The 21251-nt window shown below is 33.6% G+C and carries 22 protein-coding genes; 6 read left to right on the plus strand and 16 right to left on the minus strand.

Annotated features, from left to right (window positions below):
- Nucleotides 1-70: 70 nt before the first annotated feature.
- From eno to K6119_RS06410, 6 genes are all read right to left on the minus strand, one after another.
- Nucleotides 71-1348: a phosphopyruvate hydratase gene (gene eno / locus K6119_RS06385; protein ID WP_221836900.1), complete on the minus strand. Its 1278-nt coding sequence runs from the start codon at nucleotides 1346-1348 to the stop codon at nucleotides 71-73.
- Nucleotides 1349-1482: 134 nt separating this feature from the next.
- Entirely contained in the window at nucleotides 1483-1833 is a 351-nt protein-coding gene (locus tag K6119_RS06390; RefSeq protein WP_221836903.1) for a four helix bundle protein, read from the minus strand.
- Between the two features lie 37 nt (nucleotides 1834-1870).
- Nucleotides 1871-2971 carry a glutamine-hydrolyzing carbamoyl-phosphate synthase small subunit gene (carA, locus tag K6119_RS06395; RefSeq protein WP_221836907.1) on the minus strand — a complete coding sequence of 367 codons (1101 nt, stop codon included), beginning with the start codon at nucleotides 2969-2971 and terminating at the stop codon, nucleotides 1871-1873.
- Nucleotides 2972-3080: 109 nt separating this feature from the next.
- A complete protein-coding gene (locus tag K6119_RS06400; RefSeq protein WP_221836910.1) occupies nucleotides 3081-6935 on the minus strand; it encodes a WG repeat-containing protein in 3855 nt (1284 codons plus the stop codon).
- Between the two features lies 1 nt (nucleotide 6936).
- Entirely contained in the window at nucleotides 6937-8907 is a 1971-nt protein-coding gene (locus K6119_RS06405) for a two-component regulator propeller domain-containing protein (RefSeq protein ID WP_221836914.1), read from the minus strand.
- Nucleotides 8908-9012: 105 nt separating this feature from the next.
- Nucleotides 9013-9417: a CBS domain-containing protein gene (locus K6119_RS06410; protein ID WP_221836926.1), complete on the minus strand. Its 405-nt coding sequence runs from the start codon at nucleotides 9415-9417 to the stop codon at nucleotides 9013-9015.
- 146 nt (nucleotides 9418-9563) lie between these two features.
- Between K6119_RS06410 and K6119_RS06415 the strand changes: the two genes are divergently transcribed.
- Entirely contained in the window at nucleotides 9564-9941 is a 378-nt protein-coding gene (locus K6119_RS06415; RefSeq protein WP_221836930.1) for a hypothetical protein, read from the plus strand.
- Between the two features lie 97 nt (nucleotides 9942-10038).
- Nucleotides 10039-11670 carry an ABC1 kinase family protein gene (locus K6119_RS06420; protein WP_237828114.1) on the plus strand — a complete coding sequence of 544 codons (1632 nt, stop codon included), beginning with the start codon at nucleotides 10039-10041 and terminating at the stop codon, nucleotides 11668-11670.
- Between the two features lie 50 nt (nucleotides 11671-11720).
- On the opposite strand, the gene K6119_RS06425 is transcribed toward K6119_RS06420, so the two are convergent.
- Nucleotides 11721-12332, minus strand: coding sequence for a hypothetical protein (locus K6119_RS06425; protein WP_221836935.1), 612 nt, complete (start codon nucleotides 12330-12332; stop codon nucleotides 11721-11723).
- A gap of 181 nt (nucleotides 12333-12513) precedes the next feature.
- Nucleotides 12514-13386, minus strand: coding sequence for a T9SS type A sorting domain-containing protein (locus K6119_RS06430; protein ID WP_221836937.1), 873 nt, complete (start codon nucleotides 13384-13386; stop codon nucleotides 12514-12516).
- 157 nt (nucleotides 13387-13543) lie between these two features.
- Here K6119_RS06430 and K6119_RS06435 point away from each other — a divergent pair, with 157 nt between their 5' ends.
- On the plus strand, nucleotides 13544-14548 hold the full coding sequence (locus K6119_RS06435) for an archaemetzincin (RefSeq protein ID WP_221836940.1): 1005 nt from the start codon (nucleotides 13544-13546) through the stop codon (nucleotides 14546-14548).
- Here K6119_RS06435 and K6119_RS06440 read toward each other — a convergent pair.
- On the minus strand, nucleotides 14545-15141 hold the full coding sequence (locus tag K6119_RS06440) for a hypothetical protein (RefSeq protein ID WP_221836942.1): 597 nt from the start codon (nucleotides 15139-15141) through the stop codon (nucleotides 14545-14547). The genes K6119_RS06435 and K6119_RS06440 overlap by 4 nt on opposite strands.
- Before the next feature lie 189 nt (nucleotides 15142-15330).
- Between K6119_RS06440 and K6119_RS06445 the strand changes: the two genes are divergently transcribed.
- Genes K6119_RS06445 through K6119_RS06455 form a run of 3 tightly spaced genes read left to right on the plus strand, consistent with a single transcriptional unit; the run spans nucleotide 15331 to nucleotide 16534 of the window.
- Nucleotides 15331-15966, plus strand: a complete 636-nt coding sequence (locus K6119_RS06445) for a peroxiredoxin (RefSeq protein WP_221836944.1) — start codon at nucleotides 15331-15333, stop codon at nucleotides 15964-15966.
- A gap of 15 nt (nucleotides 15967-15981) precedes the next feature.
- Nucleotides 15982-16296 carry a thioredoxin family protein gene (locus K6119_RS06450; RefSeq protein WP_221836946.1) on the plus strand — a complete coding sequence of 105 codons (315 nt, stop codon included), beginning with the start codon at nucleotides 15982-15984 and terminating at the stop codon, nucleotides 16294-16296.
- Complete coding sequence (locus tag K6119_RS06455; RefSeq protein WP_221836949.1) at nucleotides 16277-16534, plus strand: DUF6952 family protein; 258 nt, start codon at nucleotides 16277-16279, stop codon at nucleotides 16532-16534. Before K6119_RS06450 ends, K6119_RS06455 begins: the two co-directional genes overlap by 20 nt.
- 49 nt (nucleotides 16535-16583) lie before the next feature.
- Here K6119_RS06455 and K6119_RS06460 read toward each other — a convergent pair whose 3' ends face one another.
- The 7 genes from K6119_RS06460 to ykgO all read right to left on the minus strand — a co-directional run bounded on the left by K6119_RS06460 (nucleotide 16584) and on the right by ykgO (nucleotide 21243).
- The gene (locus tag K6119_RS06460; RefSeq protein ID WP_221836951.1) at nucleotides 16584-17462 is read right to left on the minus strand and encodes a hypothetical protein; all 879 of its coding nucleotides are present in this window, start codon (nucleotides 17460-17462) and stop codon (nucleotides 16584-16586) included.
- A gap of 86 nt (nucleotides 17463-17548) precedes the next feature.
- On the minus strand, nucleotides 17549-18052 hold the full coding sequence (rplQ, locus tag K6119_RS06465) for a 50S ribosomal protein L17 (RefSeq protein ID WP_221836953.1): 504 nt from the start codon (nucleotides 18050-18052) through the stop codon (nucleotides 17549-17551).
- A 164-nt stretch (nucleotides 18053-18216) separates the two neighbouring features.
- Nucleotides 18217-19209 (minus strand): DNA-directed RNA polymerase subunit alpha, encoded by a 993-nt coding sequence (locus tag K6119_RS06470; RefSeq protein WP_221836956.1) that lies wholly within the window; start codon nucleotides 19207-19209, stop codon nucleotides 18217-18219.
- A gap of 160 nt (nucleotides 19210-19369) precedes the next feature.
- Complete coding sequence (gene rpsD / locus K6119_RS06475) at nucleotides 19370-19975, minus strand: 30S ribosomal protein S4 (RefSeq protein WP_221836961.1); 606 nt, start codon at nucleotides 19973-19975, stop codon at nucleotides 19370-19372.
- Between the two features lie 149 nt (nucleotides 19976-20124).
- On the minus strand, nucleotides 20125-20511 hold the full coding sequence (gene rpsK, locus K6119_RS06480) for a 30S ribosomal protein S11 (protein WP_221836965.1): 387 nt from the start codon (nucleotides 20509-20511) through the stop codon (nucleotides 20125-20127).
- Between the two features lie 123 nt (nucleotides 20512-20634).
- On the minus strand, nucleotides 20635-21009 hold the full coding sequence (gene rpsM / locus K6119_RS06485; protein ID WP_221836968.1) for a 30S ribosomal protein S13: 375 nt from the start codon (nucleotides 21007-21009) through the stop codon (nucleotides 20635-20637).
- Nucleotides 21010-21126: 117 nt separating this feature from the next.
- Complete coding sequence (ykgO, locus tag K6119_RS06490; RefSeq protein WP_221836976.1) at nucleotides 21127-21243, minus strand: type B 50S ribosomal protein L36; 117 nt, start codon at nucleotides 21241-21243, stop codon at nucleotides 21127-21129.
- Nucleotides 21244-21251: the final 8 nt, after the last annotated feature.

Genomic DNA, 21251 nt, shown 5'->3' on the forward strand with positions numbered 1-21251 from the left:
AAAAGTGGTATTAAAAAAAACGTTCCCCCAAATAATTGAGGGAACGTTTCAAAATTTATTCAATAGTCAATTATATGAATTTGAAATCTTTACCGGGATAATAAGCCATTTGTCCCAAATCTTCTTCAATTCTCAATAACTGATTGTATTTAGCGATACGATCTGATCTAGATGCAGAACCAGTTTTAATTTGTCCTGTATTTAATGCAACCGCTAAATCTGCAATTGTGCTGTCTTCAGTTTCTCCTGATCTATGACTCATAACAGATGTATAACTGTTTTTAGTAGCCATGTTTACAGCTTCAATTGTTTCAGATAAAGTTCCAATTTGATTTACTTTAATCAAAATTGAATTTGCAATTCCCTGATCAATTCCTTGTTTTAGTCTTTTGGTGTTTGTTACGAATAAATCATCACCTACAATTTGCACTTTTTTACCAATTGCATCTGTAAGCAATTTCCATCCATCCCAATCATCTTCTGCTAAACCGTCTTCAATAGAAACAATCGGATACTTATTAGTCCAATCTTTCCAAAAATCTACCATTTCAGAAGCTGTTCTTTTATCTCCAGTTGATTCAAAAACATAACTTCCATCTTTATAAAACTCAGAAGAAGCAGCATCTAATGCAATGTAAATATCTTCTCCCGGCTTATAACCAGCTTTTTCAATTGCTTGTAATACAACTTCAATCGCTTCTTCATTAGAACCTAAATTTGGTGCAAAACCACCTTCGTCTCCAACATTAGTTGAATGTCCTTTGTCTTTCAAAACAGCTTTTAGGTGATGAAATACTTCAGTTCCCATTCTTAAACCTTCAGAGAAAGAATTTGCTCCAAAAGGCATAATCATGAATTCTTGAATATCAATTTTGTTGTCTGCATGAGAACCACCATTCAAGATATTCATCATTGGAACAGGCAGTGTATTTGCTCCTACTCCACCAACGTATCTGTACAATTGTTGTCCACATTGAGCAGCTGCAGCTTTTGCAATTGCCAAAGAAACTCCCAAAATTGCATTAGCTCCCAATTTTGATTTATTCTCTGTTCCGTCAATTGCCATCATGTAATTATCCAGCGCAACCTGATCAAAGATGTACTGTCCTTGTAAAGCTTCTTGCAATACAGAGTTTACATTATTAACGGCATTTTGAACTCCTTTTCCCATATAAAACATGGGATCATTGTCTCGTAGCTCAACAGCTTCATGGATTCCGGTAGAAGCTCCTGAAGGAACTGCAGCTCTACCCATCACACCATTAGAGGTAAACACCTCTACTTCTAAAGTTGGATTACCTCTTGAATCGAGGATTTGGCGGGCTATTACTTCGCTTATTACGCTCATTTTTTGATAGATATTAGATCTTAGATTTTAGACGTTAGACAATTCTAATTGGATTATTGTCTATGATCAAATTAAACCTTTAAACCTTAATTTATTTTTACAAATTTAATTTTCTACTATTGACTTCAAGGAATTTAATCTAATGAATTCCTAAATCCCCGAATCATTTTTTGAATTTCATTTAATTTTTCAATATAAAATTCATGTTGATCTGAACTTAGCAAATCAATCTCATATGCAATTATTAACTGATTCTCTAATTCACAAGCCGACCCTTGGGCAATATCCAAATACCGTTGAAAATCTTTAGTTGAACTTCTCCCTGCCCCTTCAGCAATATTGGATGGAACTGAAACCGCACTTCGAACTATTTGGGATGACAAACTATACTTGTACTCATCAGAGAAGTTTTTAGAAACCAGAATAATCTCTTTACTCAAATCCTTTGATTTCTTCCAAATATTTAATTCTCTAAAATTGTGCATTAGTCTAAATTCTAATGTCAAAAATCTATTCTCTTTATTAAACCTTAACAGCTGTCATGTTTTCTACAAACTCATCAAATAAGTATCTTGAATCATGAGGACCGGCAGATGCTTCAGGGTGATATTGTACTGAAAACACCTTTTTATTTTTAAGGCGGATACCAGCAACAGTATTGTCATTTAGATGGATATGTGTTAATTCCACTTCAGGGTTTGCTTCTACTGATTCGTGACTTACAACAAAGCCATGATTTTGAGATGTAATTTCACCTTTACCGGTAATCAGGTTTTTAATAGGATGATTAATACCTCTGTGGCCGTTGTGCATTTTTTCAGTTTGCAAACCTTGACTTAATGCCAATACCTGATGACCTAAACAAATTCCAAAAGCAGGAATTCCTGTATTAACAATCTGTTTTACTAATTCAACTGTTTCAGGCATTGCTGAAGGATCTCCAGGGCCATTTGACAACATAAATCCATCAGGATTAAATGCCATCATATCTTCAACTGAAGAATTCATTGGGAAGATCTTTACGTAACATCCTCTCTCAGCAAGACATCTTGCAATGTTCTTTTTTACACCCAGATCTAATAATGCCACTTTTACCTCAGCATTTTCATCTCCCATTGTATAAGGTGTAGTACAAGAAACTTCAGAAGATAGCTCAAGACCATCCATAGAAGGAACTTTTTTCAATTCTTCTTTTAAACTGTCTACATCTAAATTCTCTGAAGAAATGATTGCATTCATTGCTCCGGCATTTCTAATATGTCTTACCAAAGCTCTGGTATCAATATCAGAAATTCCAACTACTTTGTCTCTCTCCATATAGTTTTGAAGAGAATCAAATGCGGCTGGTCTTGAAAAGTTAGGTGAGAATTTTTTTGTAACTAAGCCCGAAATTTTAATGCTTTCAGACTCAATTTCATCTTCGTGCACACCATAGTTTCCTATGTGTGAAGTTGTCATTACTAAAATTTGACGGTGATAAGATGGATCTGTAAACACTTCTTGATAACCGGTCATTCCTGTGTTGAATGCAATTTCTCCGGTTGTCGTTCCGATCTTTCCTACTGCGTTTCCTTTGAAAACTGTTCCATCAGCTAGAACAAGTACTGCAGGTCTTTTTTCCATTAGATTGTTTTCCTGGTTTATAATCGGAAAGCAAAGTTACTCTTTAATGATCAGTTAAACGACAAAATGTTGAAAAAGGCCGACTTTTTGTGAAAAATTAATATTGCAACTACTCTTCAATTTCTTCCAATCTGCCTTTATAGTTCAGCCAATAGGTTTTTTCGGCATTTTTAAAAATAAATCCTTTATCTCCATCCGGCTCTAATTGAAATTCCGGTTTAAGTAAAACTTCTCCATCACTGCTTACTAATCCAACCAATGGTGTTTTGTCTAAATATCCCCAACTTTTAAAATTGCCTATGATATAGTTGTTATAACCTGCAAACTTAATTAAGTCATATTGTGGTTCTATTATAAGTGAATCACCTTGTGACCCTAGCAATCCATACTTCTCGTTGAGCTCAATCACATAATCACCATTCTTCTGCAATTTGATTTTATCGTAAATAGGTTCTGCAATTACTTTATCACCACTTTTATTAATCAATCCATATTTACCATTTTTAAGAATGATAAAATTTCCTTCTTCCGTTTCGTTTATTTCATCAAAATCAAATGCGTGATGCTCTCCGCTAGCATAACTATATATAAACCTTTCACCGTCTTTCTCATAGAACATGGAATTTTGGAATATCTCCAATACTTTAATATTTTCATAAACCAATTCTGCTTTTTCGTCATCAATAGCGTAAAGAGAGGTGTACTCCCCATTATAAGCAGAAAGTTTTCCTTTTGATAAACTCAAACTGTCAAAAGCAATTGGAATGATTTCTTTGTTTTTGAAAGGATTTAGTAAACCAACTTTTCCATTCAGCGCAACCTTAACAAAAGAACTGTTCTTGTGGAAATAATTAATTGAATCGTATTTATCTTCCAAAACAAACTTGCTCTCATTTAATGCATAGATTCCATATCCATTTTCAGTACCAACTATCCACTCATTTCTATTGTAGCCAAGATAAGTTTCAATTTTAGGGAATGATATAGTTCCTTTTTGAACTCCCTGAAGATCATACATTTTGTAAACACTATCCTTCTCAAACCAATAAACTCCATTGTTCGGGTCTACGGCCTGCATATCTGTCATTTCACAAGGAATAGTCATTTCTAGATTTTTCAAATCATAGATACCGTAAATAGGATTGAATAATCTTGGAGAATAAGGTCTGTCAGGATCTATATCACCTTTAGATACTCTAATATACCTTCCATCAATCACTTCAAATTTTTGAAATTCCGCATCCAACAATTTTATATCATTCAAATAAAGTCCAATTTGCTTTTTCTCATCTTCCTCTCTATTTTCAACAACCCAAAGCGTATCCCATTCGTGATTTTCTTCCCAAAAATCATTTCTTAAGATGTAGATATTTTGATATTCAATTGGAATCAACTTTTTTGAATCAATGGTCATCAATCCAACTTTATCATCTTTTCTTAATTTGTAATAGTTTGAATAATATTTGAATGGAATACCATCATATTGAAAGTCCAACGTCCATTTGAATGCACCATTGCTTCTAATATCTGTACTCATAATCACGCCAAACTTTCCATTTTTTCTTGCGGCAATTTGGGAACCATCTACCGCAATAGTATCATAAATACATTCCAGCATCATTTTTCTATTGGTTATATCATATAAGCCATACTTATTATTTTTTTGAATAATTACAGTATTTAAATCAGGACTATACATGAAAGGCTTGTCAACAATGACATATTCAGGTTTTAGCAATATATCACCCTGAAGAGTAACTATTCCTTCTAAATTGTTATTCATAATTGTGTACAGATTCTTATTTTCTCCTCTAGGATTTTTATAGAATCGTTTCATACCATCAAAATTAGTATTGGGTATTTTGGTAAGTGAACTTCCCAATTGATACAATTCAAATTCACTGTCTTTTTCAGAAAGCCAAAACTTATCTTGATTAGGACCTGTTGGAAAAGCAATTAGATCATATTTTGGTTCTGTAATGATTCGTTTTGTTTTCAAATCAAAAAAACCATAACGCACTTGATTATCTTCCTCTTTATGAATTAACAACTTACCGTTTTTAAGTAGAGCCGAACCTTGAACTCCAGCTGGTAATGCAATATTCCTACCGCTTCTATCTTTTAATAATAAAGGCGTTGCAACTTTCCCCGCTGAAATATAATCGCCTGTAAATTCATTGTAGGATTCACCGTATACCTCAATTGAAGGAGAAAAGAAATATCCGTCATAATATTGAAACTCTCCATAATTTTCCGGTTTAAAAATTTCTTTACCACTTGCATCATATGCCACTGAAAAGTTAGCTCCGTAGCACAAATAAATTCCATCTTGTTGTACAATTTTATAATACAATGGCTGCACCAACACCTTCTTATCTTTGGTCATAATTCCATACATACCTGTTTGGTCTGAGTTTTTTGAATCATAACCTTTTTTAAACATATAACCGGTAGGAATAGACTCAAGATAACTGTAAGTTTCTCCTGTCCAATTTTTCTTAGCTAAATCAAAAAATCCTGCCTTTTGAACTCCGTCAGATTCATAAACTACGTTCCCATCATTGTCAATAGAATCTTCACCATACCACATCAAACTCTGAACTGGTCTGAATCCGGTATGCGTATTAATTGAAACCAACAATTGATTATTGATCAACTCATAAATTTCAGTTCGATCAATTTTTGTATCCTCCGGAATTTCTTCCATTTTGATCCATTTTCTGTCTAACGGCTCTTCATAAAAATCGTCATATACTTCATCTAAGTAATAGATGTTTGCATTATCTATTTCTACATAAGATGGACCATATTTAGTGGCGTACATCTTTATAGACTTTCGAGGAGTAACCGGAAGCGGAATATTTTCATAATAACTTTCAGGAAGAATTATCTCAAACTTGCCATTATTAAACGTAATATATTGCTCTAACAATTCTGATTTAGCCACATAGTCGTACTTAGCCTCAAGACCACGATCAAACTGAAGATTATTAAGATCAAATTCATTAATCCCCATTTTTCCATTGACTTGAAAATAAATCTGTGAATCAGATAAATTATCAAAGAACTTGGCACCCTTAGGTAAAAACAACAAAGAATCCTGTTTAGAAAACGAAGTTGCCAATTTAGGTTTGATGATTTCATTACCGGATTTATCCATCATTCCAATAAAACCATTTTCATTGGAATAATAGTATTCATATTCCACCACTCTTTCCCTATTTGAGCAAACACCATAACCATTTTCAAGCTCCACTATATTTAAGTACTTGTTTGAATTCAGCCATTTTTGCTGTTTGACATCATATACCGAAGCATAGAACTCATTTTGTTCAGGGTAAACAGTATTGCCGTCTGCATCAATAGAGTCTTGATTTTTGAATTCTTGGCTCATTAGCGGAACAGGAATATCAGATCTCAAATCATAATGAACTATTACGTTTCCATCTGTTGCATATTCCATTTTGAATTTTCGCTTCATGAAATATGGCAATCTGCGCAAATTTTCATCTTTCTCCCATTTTACCTGATCATCATTCATGAGTAATTTGTAATATTTCTCCCCATCTAGTCTGATCATTCTGGTATAATCTGTTACAATTTCACCATACATGAAATCCATTTCAGCAGATTTTCTCAACGAACAAAATTCAAATTGACTTCCGGCTTTATCAATTGAAGCAGTAGTATTTCCTAACCAAATAATTTCGAACTGTTTGTCTTTAGCTCCCACAACAAAATCAGCAGATGGGATATAAGCCACAAAATCATAAATAGGTTCAACCAAAACTTCTACCGTATTGAGATCGGGTTCTTCATAAGCTAACCCCATTTTTCCATCTTTCACAAAATGAATAAAGGTTGAGAAAGGAACATTTACTCTTTTAGCCCCATCCGGAAGTTGACCTTGTGAAAATCCAAGTGAGGCAATTAATGTTGAAATGAATAAAATAACTGCTTTCATCTTACTTTGATTTTAAAAATACAACACCACTTCCTCCTGTGCCAATGGCCAAACCATTCTTTTCAGATGGAACCATAGCATAAGTCCATGGATTAGGATTCCCTAATATTGGCACCCAATTATCTCCATCCCATTTATAGATACCTGATGATTTACCTTCTACAGGAGATTCACCACAACCGTGAGAATACAAATCTCCGGTCCCGATATAAACTGTGCCATCAGCATCTGAAGCAACACATGCAGCACCATGAGGTGGTGGTTGCGTAATTATTCTATCCCAACGTCTTCTTTCAGAAAGCCATTTCCATACTCCTTTTTGATTAAAATGAAGAAAATCTCCATTATCCAAAAAGCAATACCTATTCATGTATCCATTTGAGTAGCCGTGTAAAATATCTTGCGAGACACTTCCTTCACCTATAGTATATACTCCATCACCTGAAACCCATAACAAGCCATTTTTATCATTAAAAAGGCAGTTGTAATAGTTCTTTGAATCATCAAACAATTCTGCTTTCCCATCCACAACCTTGCATATCATTTGGTATGAGAAATAGGGCTCCGGAAACATTTTGTCTTTGTCTTTTTTCTTAATGTCATACAATTGAATCAATACATATAAGTTTCCGGACATATCATATCCTGAAGATTCAATTATTACTCTTGGATCAAGATACTTACTCTCAATTTTAGAAAAATCAATACTAATTGCTTTTGCCTTTCCACTGCTTGAAAGCTCCCATAATTTTCCACAGAATGAAAATAATATCGACCCATCTTTTTGAAGGTTGAGTTCTTTAGTATCATATCCTGTTCTCGAAATTGGATCATCCATTTTAATGTGATGTTGATATGCATCAAACACTTTTTTCCACTTTCCTTTTTTGTATTGCCAAATATCTGCCTCATTTACCAGGGCATATAAAACGCCATTATTGTTCACTAACTGGCGTACATCTGTTGCCACTACTCCGGACATACTTAATGGTGATATTTCTTTCATATTCTCCACCTGGTACAATCCACTTTTAGACAAAAGCAGTTTTGAATCATCTTTTAAAGTGTATTGATTCCCTCTTGGAAGAGTGAACATATCTCTAGGGAAATTATGATTGAGTTGAGCCATTTCAGGTGTAGATTCAATGTATCCAAAAACTCGCCTTCCTTTTTCATAATAGTAAGGCACAAATCCAAACTCAGGGTTTACAGATCTTTGCCAATAATATGATTCAGTGGAATAAGAATATTGGGAATTAAAATTGTCTGTATAGTTAAGGTTAGCAGACTTATTCAAAAAAGGATCACTATTGTTCTGAATCATTTTTAAATAAATTTCACCGGCTCTTCCTACACAGTATTCCGGATTTCGTTCGATAGCACCATCTACAAATGCCCATCTGTCCTCAGACTTGTGGTATGCATAGATTCTTGGTTTACCATCAATATCTACAGGCATATTATTTACCTGGATGTACAAAGTGTCCTTTTCAAACAAAAAATCTACAATGTGCCAAGGTCCAATCCCATTGTTTTTAACTTTCCAACTTTTACCTTTATTGGATGAAAAATAAACTCCGCCACTGGAACCTGTACCCATCCAATAATTACCGTCATTATCTTCATAAAAGGCAGTAGCATCTGCACCTTGAGGGCCGTTTGCCGCTTGATAATTGCCTAATTTAAAATCGCATCCACAATCTTTAGATTGATCTAATTTCCTTTTAATTTCTTGATAGAGTTTTTCATTGGTATCAGACATTTCATTTGGATTCAGTAACCTTTGTTGCTCAATAAAATACAGAGCACTTTTATAATCTTCCAATAAAACAAGCTCATCAATTAAGTTTTGAATACTATTGAACTCAGGAGCCTGACTTAAATAATGATCAATTTTAGAACACTTGTCTTGAGCATAAGTCGACTTGAGTAGAAGACCTAACAAGATGAAAAACAAGAATTTTGGGTTCATTTTATCAATTTTCTAGAAAGATAAAAATATAATACCAATCAAGTTGAGAAGTAACAAATACATCTCAAAATAAATTCTTAAAAAAACTAAAAAGGGTGATTTGAATTAATCTTCAAGAAAATACTTGATCATATCCGCTGTAGAGATAATTCCCTTTACCTCTCCATTATCTGCTACCACATAAGCATGAACCTCTCCTTTAGATAATTCTTTAGCAACAGTTTCAATTGGAGTGTCAGAAGTAACAAATGCCGGAGATCTGCTCATAATTTCTTCAACTTTTACTTCATTGTATACTGCTTCAGAATCATCCAATGTAGCATTGTGAATTTTTCTCATGAAATCAACCAAACTCACCATACCAACTAACTGGTTATCTTCAACCACAGGAATATGATGATGAAAATTCCTTTTCTCGTAGATATGCTTTACATCCAATATTTTTTGATCAGGAGTAACAACTTCTACATCAGTTGTCATTATTTTTGAGATAGGTTGATTTTTGTCCATCATTAATTACTTTGAAAAACAAATTTAGGATATTCATTGATTAGCCAAACTGATTTTTATAATATTTGTTTTATTTATTAATGATAAACATCACTATTTGCGAATCATTCTATTGTTATTTTCGTATCTAAATAAAAATTAAGCAGATGAAAGCTAAAACCTTGATAGAATTGTTGACTTTATCTTCTAACCTTTATGTAATGTCTAAAGATGAAGAATTAATGCAACATCTTAAGAACATGACCGAGAAGGGGAAAAACAAGATTAACAATGCTATGAAGGAGACTTTAGTTGACGAAGACGGAAACGAAGTTGAATTTATAGATAAGTTAATCATTAAGGCAGGTCAGGCAAAGCAAGAATTAGAAGAGAAGATTGAAGAAGTTGTTGCCCAATTTTACAAGAAGATCAACATTGCGCACACAGATGAAATTAGAGCATTGAACGAAAAACTTGCAGAAGCTGACAAAACTATTGCGTTATTAGAAGCCAGATTAAATAAGCTAGAGCAAAAAGGTGAGTAATTCAGGTCTCTTTTCTGGAGTAAGCAGAAGGCTTCGAAATTTTAGGAGGTATAATCAAATACTTAGAGTCTTAGTTAAATATGGCTTTAAAGATATTGTGCAGTACCTTGAAGAGTCAAAAAGATTTGGCTTTATTAGAGTTTTAATTCCGAGAAGAGCAAAAAAAAGAGCACAACAGTATACCAAGTATGAGAAAATTAGATTGGTATGCGAAGAACTGGGACCAACTTTTATCAAATTCGGTCAAATATTAAGTAACAGACCCGATCTAATTCCTTTGGAATTAATTGATGAGTTTGAAAAATTACAGGACAATGTTCCTCCCATGTCTGAAAAAGAAGCCAAGTATGCCGTTGAAAATGAATTAAAAGACAGTGTAGAAAACCTGTTTGCATGGTTTGAAACGGCTCCATTCGCTTCTGCCTCTATGGCTCAGGTTCATAAGGCAACATTACATACTGGTGAACGCGTAGCCCTGAAGGTGCAACGTCCGGGAATTCAAGAAGTAATTGTAGAGGATATCAAGGTAATGTATCAAGTTGCGGCTGTTTTGTTAAAACGAGTTCCCTCAATAAAGAGTTTTGATCCTATTGGATTAGTGAAGAATTTTGAGGAAAGTATTTTAAAGGAACTTGATTTCATTAATGAATCTATCAACGTTCAAAGATTTAACTTGAACCTGACTACAGATGGCAGTGTTGATCAGTATGCTCGTGCACCAAAAGTATTTCCTAAGTACACCACAGCTAAATTACTTACCCTGGAATTTATGAATGGAACCAAAATTTCCAAAATAACAGAGTACGAAGAAAAAGGGCTGGACAGAAAAGAGATTGCTAAAAGACTTGCCATTAGCTATTACAAACAGATTTTTGATTATGGATTTTTCCATGCAGATCCTCATCCAGGTAATCTTTTAGTACTGCCAAGTGGTAAAATCTGTTATCTGGATTTTGGGATGATGGGAAGTATTCTTCCAAGAGATATTGAATTGTTTGGACAATTGTTCATTTCAATTACAAACAGGGACGTTAAAAAGATCATCAAAGTTCTTCAACAGTTATCGGATAATGCGCCAATTAATAATATGCGAGCTTTAGAGTTTGATTTGAACGAATTTGTTCAAAGATATTATGTTAGAAGCGTTAATGAAACAGAGCTTTCTAAGCTGATGTTAGAATTAAAGGACATAATTGTACAGCATGACCTAACTGTGCCTTCTCATTTCTTTTTATTCATCAGATCGTTAGTCACTGTTGAAGGTGTAATTTATAAGTTAGATCCTGAACTTAGCCAATTTGGGTTGGTAAGACCTTACTTGGTGAGAGCGGTAGCCAAGAAATTTAGCCCAATCAAAATGGGTAAAAAAGTATTGAACTCCTTATACGAGATCAACAATTACATGGAAGAGTTTCCTAGAGACTTAAAAAATGCCATTAGAAAGATTAACAGAGGTGAAATCAAGGTAGACATCAATCATACAGGAATTGATCCAATGGTGCATACCATTCACAGAGTATCAAAACAATTGGCTTCAGCATTTATCATTTGTTCACTTGTAATTGCAGGTGCTATGTTTACTGTATCTGACATTGGTGTAAGATGGTGGAATACTTCAGCTGTAGGTTTAATCTGCTTTGGAATTGCATTTATTATTGCTTTTGGTATGTTGAGAAACTACCGCAAAGGTGATAGAGACGATTGGCAAGGCTGGAAACATCTCAAATAAAAAAGCACACCTCAATGAGATGTGCTTTTTTATTTTCAGGACAAGAATTTTTATTTAGTGAAAGCTTTCTTTACATGTGAAAATGCCTGTGTCATTTCATCTTGAAAGTTCTCCCATCTAGTTGTTTCAGGTTCTTCTTTGAATTTATCTTTTACCTTATCAATAAAAGCATTTAATTCTTTTTTACCTGCTTCAAAATTCTCTACCGCAAAGTCTTTGCCTTCATTAAATTTTTGCTCTAACCATTCTAAAAGCACTTTGAACTTTTCAATCTCTACTAGAACAATTGCATATGCTTTACCTAAAGTTGGATTGTTTTTGATTTTGTTTTCAATGTCTCTCAACTTATTGGTGATTTTCTTTTTTTGTTCGTGGAAAGTGTCAATTCCATCTGCCTTTCCTAAAGCCAACTGAACTCTTAACTCTTCAAAAAGGTTTTGAATATCCTCTTGAACTTTTTCTAATTTATCTTTTCCGTTATTGAATTTGCTTTTTGTATCAAAAACAAAACTGTCAAATTTCTTTTTTAACTCTTCGTATTTATCAGCAGCTTCAGCTTTTCCAAGATGAGCCTGCACTTGAAGACCTTCTATTTCAGTAGCTGCTTTGCGCAATGCATCTACAACTTTATCTACAAGATGAGTGTTTTCTGTTTGTCCCATTTTAATTATTGTTTATTCAAGGTTAAAATTGCTAAACCTTTCATTATTAAGTTATGACAAATGTCAATTTTAACAATGATATAAAATTGAGGTATGATTAGCTTTAATTACCCTCAATATATGGATTATATCGAGAACAGAATAACGACCAACTGTAAATGAATAGGTTAGATCCGAATAATTACTGAATAATCACCTTTTTAACTGCTTGTTGTGTTTCAGTTCTAACTGTTACTAAAAATACTCCTCTTTGATCCAATTCAACCGGAGTAATATAGGAACAGTTCATTCTATCCAAAATTATTCTACCGGCCATATCAGAAATAATTAGCTGATACTTTTCCAATTCAGTTTGAACAGAAAATTGATCTAATGTAGGATTAGGATAAACTGACATTTCGATTTTATCTATTAAATCCATATCAATAACTTCTTCTAATGAAATGTTATCTATTCCCATCCTTAAAAATCCATTTTCATCATATCCGTTAAAAACATTATCATCATCCCAGGGTAAGAATTTAATAGTATGCGAAGTTGATTTTGCTTCAAATTCAACAGATCGTTTATCCCATTGTGTTTCTAAACTATCATAAGCCATTAAACTTGTACTAACTGAAGATATTTGAACCATTTCATCATCTTGAAAAATTGCCCATGCTCCACTTGTATCCAAACAATTCTCTTGTTTAATAACAGCTTGATAAAAGTGAATTCGATAAACCATTCCGGGAATTAATCCTGTAAGTGTCTGTTGAATTCCTTCATGATGCATTCCAGGTCCTAAATCCAGGGCACTTATGAATGACTCTCCGGACTGGGGAGTTCCCATTATCCCTTTAGATGCAATAGTATATTTATCTGTTAAATCAGGCGTGGCCTGGAAGTTTTGCTCAGCATGACAGATTTTTTCTGTGTAATGAACAGCTTCCCAACCTTGTGGAAGTTCTGATATTTTGAGAAAGGCGCTTTCTAAATCACCATTCACAAAATCCTGCGTAAAAGAAAATTGGTTAATCACCAGTGTCGAAATAGATAGTAAAATTGCTTTCATATTGATTTGATGCATTTGGGTTTAACTTTCCATAAATGGATATCTATTCTATAATGTGTCTTGTACAAAAAAGTAACCTGTTACCTTTCCATTTTCATCTTGAAAGTCAACCTTTTAATATGGTAACTAATCAACTATATTTACTTACATTACTTGTATGAAAAAGAAATTCACTTTACCCTTAACCCTCAGTATTTTAATGTTTGGCATAGGTTGTACCGTAGGATATGTAGTTCATCCTGATAAAGAAATGAGCAGAAAAACGGTTAAATCAACAGATGAAATTGCCAATGATGAACACATAAGCAGAGAGCTGCGATTTTTAGAAAGTTCACTGGATACAATTCATAAAATAAAAGCCAATCCAATACCGGGAGAATGGCTTTATCACAATAAGGAAGTTCAACAAAGTAGTCAGGAATTCTTACACGATTTTCCTGATTTAATTTCTGAAAAAAGAGATAAAATATATTTACAACCGATAGGTGCCATGTCGCCTAAACAAGAAGAAATATTAAAAATTACTGCAGATTATCTTTCAGTATTCTATAATGCTACAGTCCAAATTGAAGATTCTTTATCTGCAGATGTTGTTCCTAAGAGTGCAAGAAGATTTGACGATTTTTTTGAAAGAGATCAATTTAAAACGACTTATATATTGGACGAAGTTTTAAAGCCTAATATCCCAAAGGATGCAAGGGCTTATGTAGGATTCACTTCATATGATTTGTATCCAAATGACAACTATAATTTTGTTTTTGGACAAGGAAGAATTGGTGGAAAAGTTGGTATTTATTCCCTTGCCAGGTTGGGGTATCCTGACTTTGATTCTACCCAGTACAAAATCTGCTTAAAAAGAACATTAAAATTGGCATCTCATGAATTAGGACACATATTTGGAATGACCCATTGTGTGCAGTATGAATGTATTATGAATGGCTCTAACACATTAGAGGAATCTGATTCAAAACCATTTTATCTCTGTCCAATAGATCTACTCAAGGTTTGTCAGGCCGGTAGTATTGACGAGATTTACCGTTTTCAAAAGTTAGGAGAGTTTTGGGAGAAACATGGGTTTAAGGAGAATAAGGCATTTTATGATCTTTCCATAAAACTGCTACAAGAGAATTTATTCAGAAGAGAAGGAAGTTTAGTTTACTAGTAAGGAGATGCGGGTGGTATTGCAACAACATTATCCACCACAATTGCACTACCGTACAAACTTTGATCAAAATCACTTCTTTGTTTTATCAATAATTCAACTGTGACCTCTTTTGAAGCTGCAGTAAACTCTACTGTGATATTTTGCCATTTATCCTTGACACCATTATCACTTGAATAAACGAATTCTTTTCCGTTCACAATTACCGCTAGATCACCACCTGAATAAGTTACCGAACTAAAATTGGTTAAAACGCATTGTTGCCAGCTCAGAGAAAAAGCATATTTCTTGTCAATCTCCAATCCTTTAAGTGTTGTGGACCAACCTTCGGGCTTATCATTTTTATTACATAAAAAAAGTCCCATTGATTCACCATTTAATGTTCCTCCATCAATATTTTCCATGGTATAAGAACCACCAGGCCATTCTCCATTACCTTTTATTAAATCCGGGCTATCACCAATTTTGGTCCAATTAGGAGGAGCTGTATCAGATTTTGGAGATCCATCTATTAATGGCAGATGTATAGGTAGCTGTCCAAACAATGAAGCTGACAGGCTAATAAACGATATGAATAGAATAAAGTACCTCACAATTTAGTTTACAATTCAAGTTACGAAATGTTCAACTAATCCATTCATAAAAAGGGAATCATTAACTTTTATATGCATTTTATAAATCACATAGATTTAATTTATATCACTATCAATTTTTAAGATCGGAAATTCTTGTTGATGGTTGACATACAAGGTATATTTGTACAAATAATTAAAACTAATAATATGTCAATAGTAGGAAGAAAATTCCCAAATATCGAAGTAAACGCCATGGATAGCATGGGTGATACTATTAAAATCAATGTATTTAAAGAAGCAATCGACAAGAAGAAAAAAGTATTGTTGTTTTGGTATCCAAAAGATTTCACTTTTGTTTGTCCAACTGAATTACACGCTTTTCAAGATGCTTTAGGTGAATTTGAAAAAAGAAACACTGTAGTAATTGGTGCGTCAGTTGATTCTGCAGAGGTTCACTTTGCATGGTTAAATACACCAAAAGATCAAGGTGGAATTGAAGGTGTTACTTATCCATTGTTGGCAGATACAAACAGAAATTTATCATATGCTCTTGACATCTTAGATGGAACAGAAATTTATGATGAAGACAATGACGAAGTTCAAATTGAAGGAGATAACGTGACATTTAGAGCAACATATTTGATTGACGAAGAAGGAACAGTATTTCACGAAGGTGTAAATCACATGCCATTAGGTAGAAACGTAAATGAGTTTATCAGATTAATTGATGCTTACTCTCACGTTCAAACTCATGGAGAAGTTTGTCCTGCAAACTGGGAAGAAGGAAAAGACGCTATGAAAGCTAACCGTGAAGGTACTGCAGCTTATTTAGCTTCTCACTAATAAAAATTACAAATTATGTTTACAGAAATTACTGAAGACAATTTGGCCGAGATTGTTCAAAATAATGAGACTGTTTTCGTGCAATATTCGGCCGGATGGTGCGGCAACTGTCGTATCATGAAACCGAAGTTTAAAAAACATTCTTCGGAGCACGAAGACATGACCTTTGTAGTTGTTGATGCTGAAAAATTTCCTGAATCAAGAAAACTGGCAAATGTTTCTAATCTACCAACATTTGCAGCTTTCAAGAATGGAGAATTAGTAAATCAGATTCAAACTAACAAAGCAGATAACTTAAATACTTTTATTCATGAGATTACCGATAATTAAAAAACTCAACGAGTTTATTGAGGAGAATGATGAAGATTACGTAAATGAGACGATTGAAACCTTGGAGTTTTTAACCGAAGCTCCCGGAATTAAAGATGAGGAGATGGACGTAATAGGAGAATTGCTATCCAATATGTATGGAGCAATTGAGGTACACAATATGATAAAAGAAGGTACTCCTAAAAAAGAAGCTTTAAATGAATTTATGAAGCGGGTAACAGGAAGTATTGATACTTAATTATCTGATTAAAATAATTGAAAGGGAATCTTTAATAGGTTCCCTTTTTTTATTCAAAATGCTCGTTATCTATTTCAACCTTCAACATTTCGTCATCATCTAAAATATCATCATTGGTTTTACTTCTTTCTTTGAAAAGGACATACCCTAACGTGGTGATTATATAAAATACCATAGCCCCTACAAAAGCAATAGGAGAAAGCTCCATTGTGAAATTTTTCCAAAACACACCTATGCCAATCATAATGAGCGTAAACCCAAAAAGAAACCTGGATACTTTATTAGCTTGAAATAAATCATAAGTATTAAAAAATTTTCTTGCAATCAACCTTATCGTTAACCAAATCAGTACAAACCACACAAAGTGTTTGAGATAAAAAGATTGTTCTCTATAACTCAATCCATAATTGAAATAATAATAGGAAGGTGGTTTATTTATGAACTCAATAAAATAGTAAAGTAGCCCCAAAAACATGGTTCCATGCAATGTGGTTGTAAAAATGAGATTTTTCCTGTTTTTAGGAATTACTAGAAAAGGTTGATTATAATGAACAGTTGGACCCAATACACTTATTAAGATTGTAATTGCGAATACACCAGCAGTTATCAGCATAACGTACAACAAGTATTGAAAATTAAAATAAAAATCAAACAGCATTTGTGAAGTACGCCAATAGCTAAATAGAATTACACCAACTATAAAAATTGAAAAAAAGAAATTTGACAACTTATTTGACAACCAGGGATTCTTTAACTTTTTAAAAGTCATTACTCCAAATCTAAAGGCGGCTGCAAATAGCATTAAACAAAAAGGAATTATAATTATTTCTTCTTGCCTAATTCGGTAAAATTCATTCAACAGAATCAATCCAAAGAATAATAGCACAGAAAAAAATAAGATCCAATCTAAAACCTTTAGAAATTTCATTGTTTTGGGTAATTTAAGTACCAATATAAAAACAAAAAAGGGACTTCATAATGAAGTCCCTTTTTTTAAAGTTGTAAACGAATAGACTATTCCTCTTCGTTTTTAGCTTCTTTTTCTTCAGTTTTAGCTTTAGATTCAGTAGCTGCTGCTCCTTTGTTATCTTCAGCTTTACCTTTTCCACCTCTTCTAGATCTTCTAGTAGTTTTCTTCGCAGTATCATTTCCGTAGATTTCGTTGAAGTCAACTAATTCGATCATACACATTTCAGCGTTATCACCTAAACGTGATCCAGTTCTAATGATTCTTGTATAACCACCTTCTCTTTCCGCAACTTTTGGCGCTACTTCTCTGAATAGTTCAGTTACAGCATATTTGTTTCTCAATTTGCTGAAAACAACTCTTCTTGAGTGTGTAGAATCAGTTTTAGATTTAGTGATCAAAGGCTCAACAAAACCTCTTAAAGCTTTTGCTTTAGCTACAGTTGTGTTGATTCTTTTGTGCTCGATTAAAGAACAAGCCATGTTAGCTAACATTGCTTTTCTGTGAGCAGACTTTCTACCTAAGTGGTTGAATTTTTTACCGTGTCTCATTTTCTTTTAAATTTCGTATTCAAACCTGCTATAGCATTTGAATACTGTTTACTATTTGCTTTACCTTAATCATATTTATACTCCATCACAAGGATTTAGGAGTGGTTCTCGATTAAATAAAGAAAGGATACTTCGAGAACCTCAGTATCCTTTCCTATAAAGTTTTACTCTTTATCTAATTTGTATTTAGAAACATTCATTCCAAAAGCCAAACCTTTAGATTCAACTAAATCTTCAAGCTCAGTCAATGATTTTTTACCGAAGTTTCTGAATTTCAATAGATCATTTTTGTTGTAAGAAACCAAGTCTCCTAATGTTTCAACATCAGCAGCTTTTAAACAGTTCAATGCTCTAACAGACAAGTCAAGATCTACTAATTTAGATTTTAACAACTGACGCATGTGTAATGAAGTTTCATCAAACTCTTCAGTTTCTGATTTAATTTCAGTATCCAAAGTAATTCTCTCATCCGAGAACAACATAAAGTGGTGAATCAAAATCTTAGCAGCTTCTTGTAAAGCATCTTTAGGAGAAATTGATCCATCAGTTTGAATATCAAAAACTAATTTCTCGTAGTCAGTTTTTTGCTCTACACGGTAATTTTCAACGTTGTATTTTACGTTTTTAATTGGTGTAAAGATTGAATCCGTAGCAATTGTACCAATTGGTGTATTTGCTCCTTTATTTTCTTCAGCAGGTACATATCCTCTACCTTTAATGATTTCCAACTCCATGTTGATTTTTACTGAAGGTTCCATTTTACAAATCTCCAAATCAGGATTCAACACTTGGAAAGCAGTAGTGTATTTTCCAATATCACCAGCTGTTAATGTATCTTGTCCAGTAACAGAAACGATTACTTTTTCAGAATCTGTACCGTCAATTTGTTGTTTAAATCTTACTTGTTTCAAGTTCAAGATGATTTCTGTAACATCATCAACAACTCCTTTAATAGTTGAGAACTCGTGGTCTACACCTTCAATTTTAACTGAAGCGATAGCGAAACCTTCTAATGAAGAAAGTAAGATTCTTCTCAAAGCGTTTCCTACTGTAATACCATAACCTGGTTCAAGTGGTCTAAATTCGAATGTACCTCTAAAGTCATCCGATTCAATCATAATAACCTTGTCAGGTTTTTGAAAATCTAAAATTGCCATTTTGTTTTCTTCTTTTTTAATTGGCTTCCGGTTGCGCGATCTAAAAGAGTGAAGAAATTCTTAAAGATCCTTTGGCCGCAAGACCAATGGTTTATAAATAAAAAAATTGCGCCACTTTAATCGATCTATTTCGACTATTAAGCGGCGCAAAGATAATGCATTATTTCGAGTATAGCTCGACGATCAACTGTTCTTTGATATTTTCTGGGATCATCTCTCTGCTAGGAACGCTCATAAATTTACCTTCCATAGCTTGAGTATTCCAGTCTAACCAATCAAACGAGTTCTCTTTTGCAGCTAATGATTCAGAAATTACTTCTAAAGATTTTGATTTCTCTCTAACACTAATAATATCCCCAACTTTCAAAGTGTATGAAGGGATGTTAACGATATTTCCGTTAACTGTAATGTGTCTGTGAGTAACCAACTGTCTTGCTCCTCTTCTGGAGTTAGACATACCTAATCTGAATACTGTGTTATCTAATCTTGATTCACAAAGAGCCAATAAGTTTTCACCAGTAATTCCTTTCATTCTCGAAGCTTTTTTAAATAAGTTCGAGAATTGTCTTTCTAGAATACCGTAAGTGTATTTAGCTTTTTGTTTCTCTTGCAACTGGATTGCATACTCTGATTGTTTCCCTCTTCTTTTGTTAGGTCCGTGTTGTCCCGGAGGGTAGTTTTTTCTTTCTAATGCTTTGTCAGCACCAAAAATTGGATCTCTAAATCTTCTTGCGATTTTCGATTTTGGTCCTCTGTATCTTGCCATTTCTCTTTTTTTTGATTCCAGACATTCAATCCGCAGATTGGTGTCAATGGTCTTATTTATTAATTAGACAAAAGATTAAAGACTGCTTCACAAAGAAGATAGACTAAAAGTCTTTTGTCTTCAATCTTATGTCTTTTGTCTTTATTTAATTATACTCTTCTTCTTTTAGGAGGTCTACATCCATTGTGTGGTAATGGAGTAACATCAACGATTTCTGTTACTTCAATTCCAGTGTTGTGGATAGATCTGATTGCAGATTCTCTACCTGAACCAGGTCCTTTTACGTAAACTTTAACTTTTCTAAGTCCTAAGTCATACGCTTCTTTAGAGCACTCTTCAGCAGCAACTTGTGCAGCATAAGGAGTATTCTTTTTAGATCCTCTAAATCCCATTTTACCAGCAGAAGACCATGAGATCACCTGTCCTGATTTGTTGGTTAAAGAGATGATAATGTTGTTAAATGACGCTTGGATATGTGCTTCACCAACTGCATCAATTTTTACATTCTTCTTTTTTACTCTTCCTGTTTTTGCCATCTTTCTAAGATTTTGACTTTGTCGTCTATTCTATTTATAATGAAGTTGTCCTCTAATGTACTGTGTAAGACTCAGCAGCAAATGGGATTTTCAATTAAATAGGACTTACAGCCTGATCAATTACTATTTAGTTGCTTTTTTCTTGTTAGCAACTGTTTTTCTCTTACCTTTTCTTGTTCTAGAGTTGTTTTTAGTTCTTTGACCTCTTAACGGTAAACCAGCTCTATGTCTGATTCCTCTGTAACATCCAATATCCATCAAACGTTTGATGTTCAATTGAACTTCAGATCTCAAAGCACCTTCAACTTTCATCTCTCCCATGGCAGTACGAATCTTAGCGATTTCGTCATCTGTCCAATCCTGAACTTTAGTGTCTTCACTAACACCTGCATCACTTAAAATTTTAGATGCAGTACTTTTTCCAACACCGTAGATGTAAGTTAAACCAATAACTCCTCTTTTGTTTTTAGGTAAATCTATTCCAGCAATCCTTGCCATAACATTTATTAATTTTAGACTTTAGACTGTAGATGCTAGACTATAGACTGTTTCTTTTTAATCTTTTGATTCTTCAGAACCTGTCCAACGTCCGTTGTCTAATGTCAGTTGTCTAATTTATCCTTGTCTTTGTTTAAACTTAGGGTTCTTCTTATTAATAACGTAAACCCTTCCTTTACGCTTCACGATCTTGCAGTCTGCAGATCTCTTCTTCACTGATGCTCTTACTTTCATCTCTATTA

Origin of the sequence: Paracrocinitomix mangrovi (genome assembly GCF_019740355.2) — a bacterium.
GTDB lineage: Bacteria > Bacteroidota > Bacteroidia > Flavobacteriales_D > Crocinitomicaceae > Paracrocinitomix > Paracrocinitomix mangrovi.

Excerpts from the sequence above, each read along its gene's own strand:
- rpsK (WP_221836965.1), bottom strand. The coding sequence starts at position 20,511 with ATGGCAAAAACAGGAAGAGTAAAAAAGAAGAATGTAAAAATTGATGCA.
- K6119_RS06455 (WP_221836949.1), top strand. The coding sequence starts at position 16,277 with ATGAGATTACCGATAATTAAAAAACTCAACGAGTTTATTGAGGAGAAT.
- rpsD (WP_221836961.1), bottom strand. The coding sequence starts at position 19,975 with ATGGCAAGATACAGAGGACCAAAATCGAAAATCGCAAGAAGATTTAGA.
- ykgO (WP_221836976.1), bottom strand. The coding sequence starts at position 21,243 with ATGAAAGTAAGAGCATCAGTGAAGAAGAGATCTGCAGACTGCAAGATC.
- carA (WP_221836907.1), bottom strand. The coding sequence starts at position 2,971 with ATGGAAAAAAGACCTGCAGTACTTGTTCTAGCTGATGGAACAGTTTTC.
- K6119_RS06390 (WP_221836903.1), bottom strand. The coding sequence starts at position 1,833 with ATGCACAATTTTAGAGAATTAAATATTTGGAAGAAATCAAAGGATTTG.
- K6119_RS06430 (WP_221836937.1), bottom strand. The coding sequence starts at position 13,386 with ATGAAAGCAATTTTACTATCTATTTCGACACTGGTGATTAACCAATTT.
- K6119_RS06400 (WP_221836910.1), bottom strand. The coding sequence starts at position 6,935 with ATGAAAGCAGTTATTTTATTCATTTCAACATTAATTGCCTCACTTGGA.
- K6119_RS06410 (WP_221836926.1), bottom strand. The coding sequence starts at position 9,417 with ATGGACAAAAATCAACCTATCTCAAAAATAATGACAACTGATGTAGAA.
- K6119_RS06415 (WP_221836930.1), top strand. The coding sequence starts at position 9,564 with ATGAAAGCTAAAACCTTGATAGAATTGTTGACTTTATCTTCTAACCTT.
- K6119_RS06460 (WP_221836951.1), bottom strand. The coding sequence starts at position 17,462 with ATGAAATTTCTAAAGGTTTTAGATTGGATCTTATTTTTTTCTGTGCTA.
- K6119_RS06450 (WP_221836946.1), top strand. The coding sequence starts at position 15,982 with ATGTTTACAGAAATTACTGAAGACAATTTGGCCGAGATTGTTCAAAAT.
- K6119_RS06405 (WP_221836914.1), bottom strand. The coding sequence starts at position 8,907 with ATGAACCCAAAATTCTTGTTTTTCATCTTGTTAGGTCTTCTACTCAAG.
- K6119_RS06445 (WP_221836944.1), top strand. The coding sequence starts at position 15,331 with ATGTCAATAGTAGGAAGAAAATTCCCAAATATCGAAGTAAACGCCATG.
- rplQ (WP_221836953.1), bottom strand. The coding sequence starts at position 18,052 with ATGAGACACGGTAAAAAATTCAACCACTTAGGTAGAAAGTCTGCTCAC.
- rpsM (WP_221836968.1), bottom strand. The coding sequence starts at position 21,009 with ATGGCAAGGATTGCTGGAATAGATTTACCTAAAAACAAAAGAGGAGTT.
- K6119_RS06470 (WP_221836956.1), bottom strand. The coding sequence starts at position 19,209 with ATGGCAATTTTAGATTTTCAAAAACCTGACAAGGTTATTATGATTGAA.
- K6119_RS06435 (WP_221836940.1), top strand. The coding sequence starts at position 13,544 with ATGAAAAAGAAATTCACTTTACCCTTAACCCTCAGTATTTTAATGTTT.
- K6119_RS06425 (WP_221836935.1), bottom strand. The coding sequence starts at position 12,332 with ATGGGACAAACAGAAAACACTCATCTTGTAGATAAAGTTGTAGATGCA.
- eno (WP_221836900.1), bottom strand. The coding sequence starts at position 1,348 with ATGAGCGTAATAAGCGAAGTAATAGCCCGCCAAATCCTCGATTCAAGA.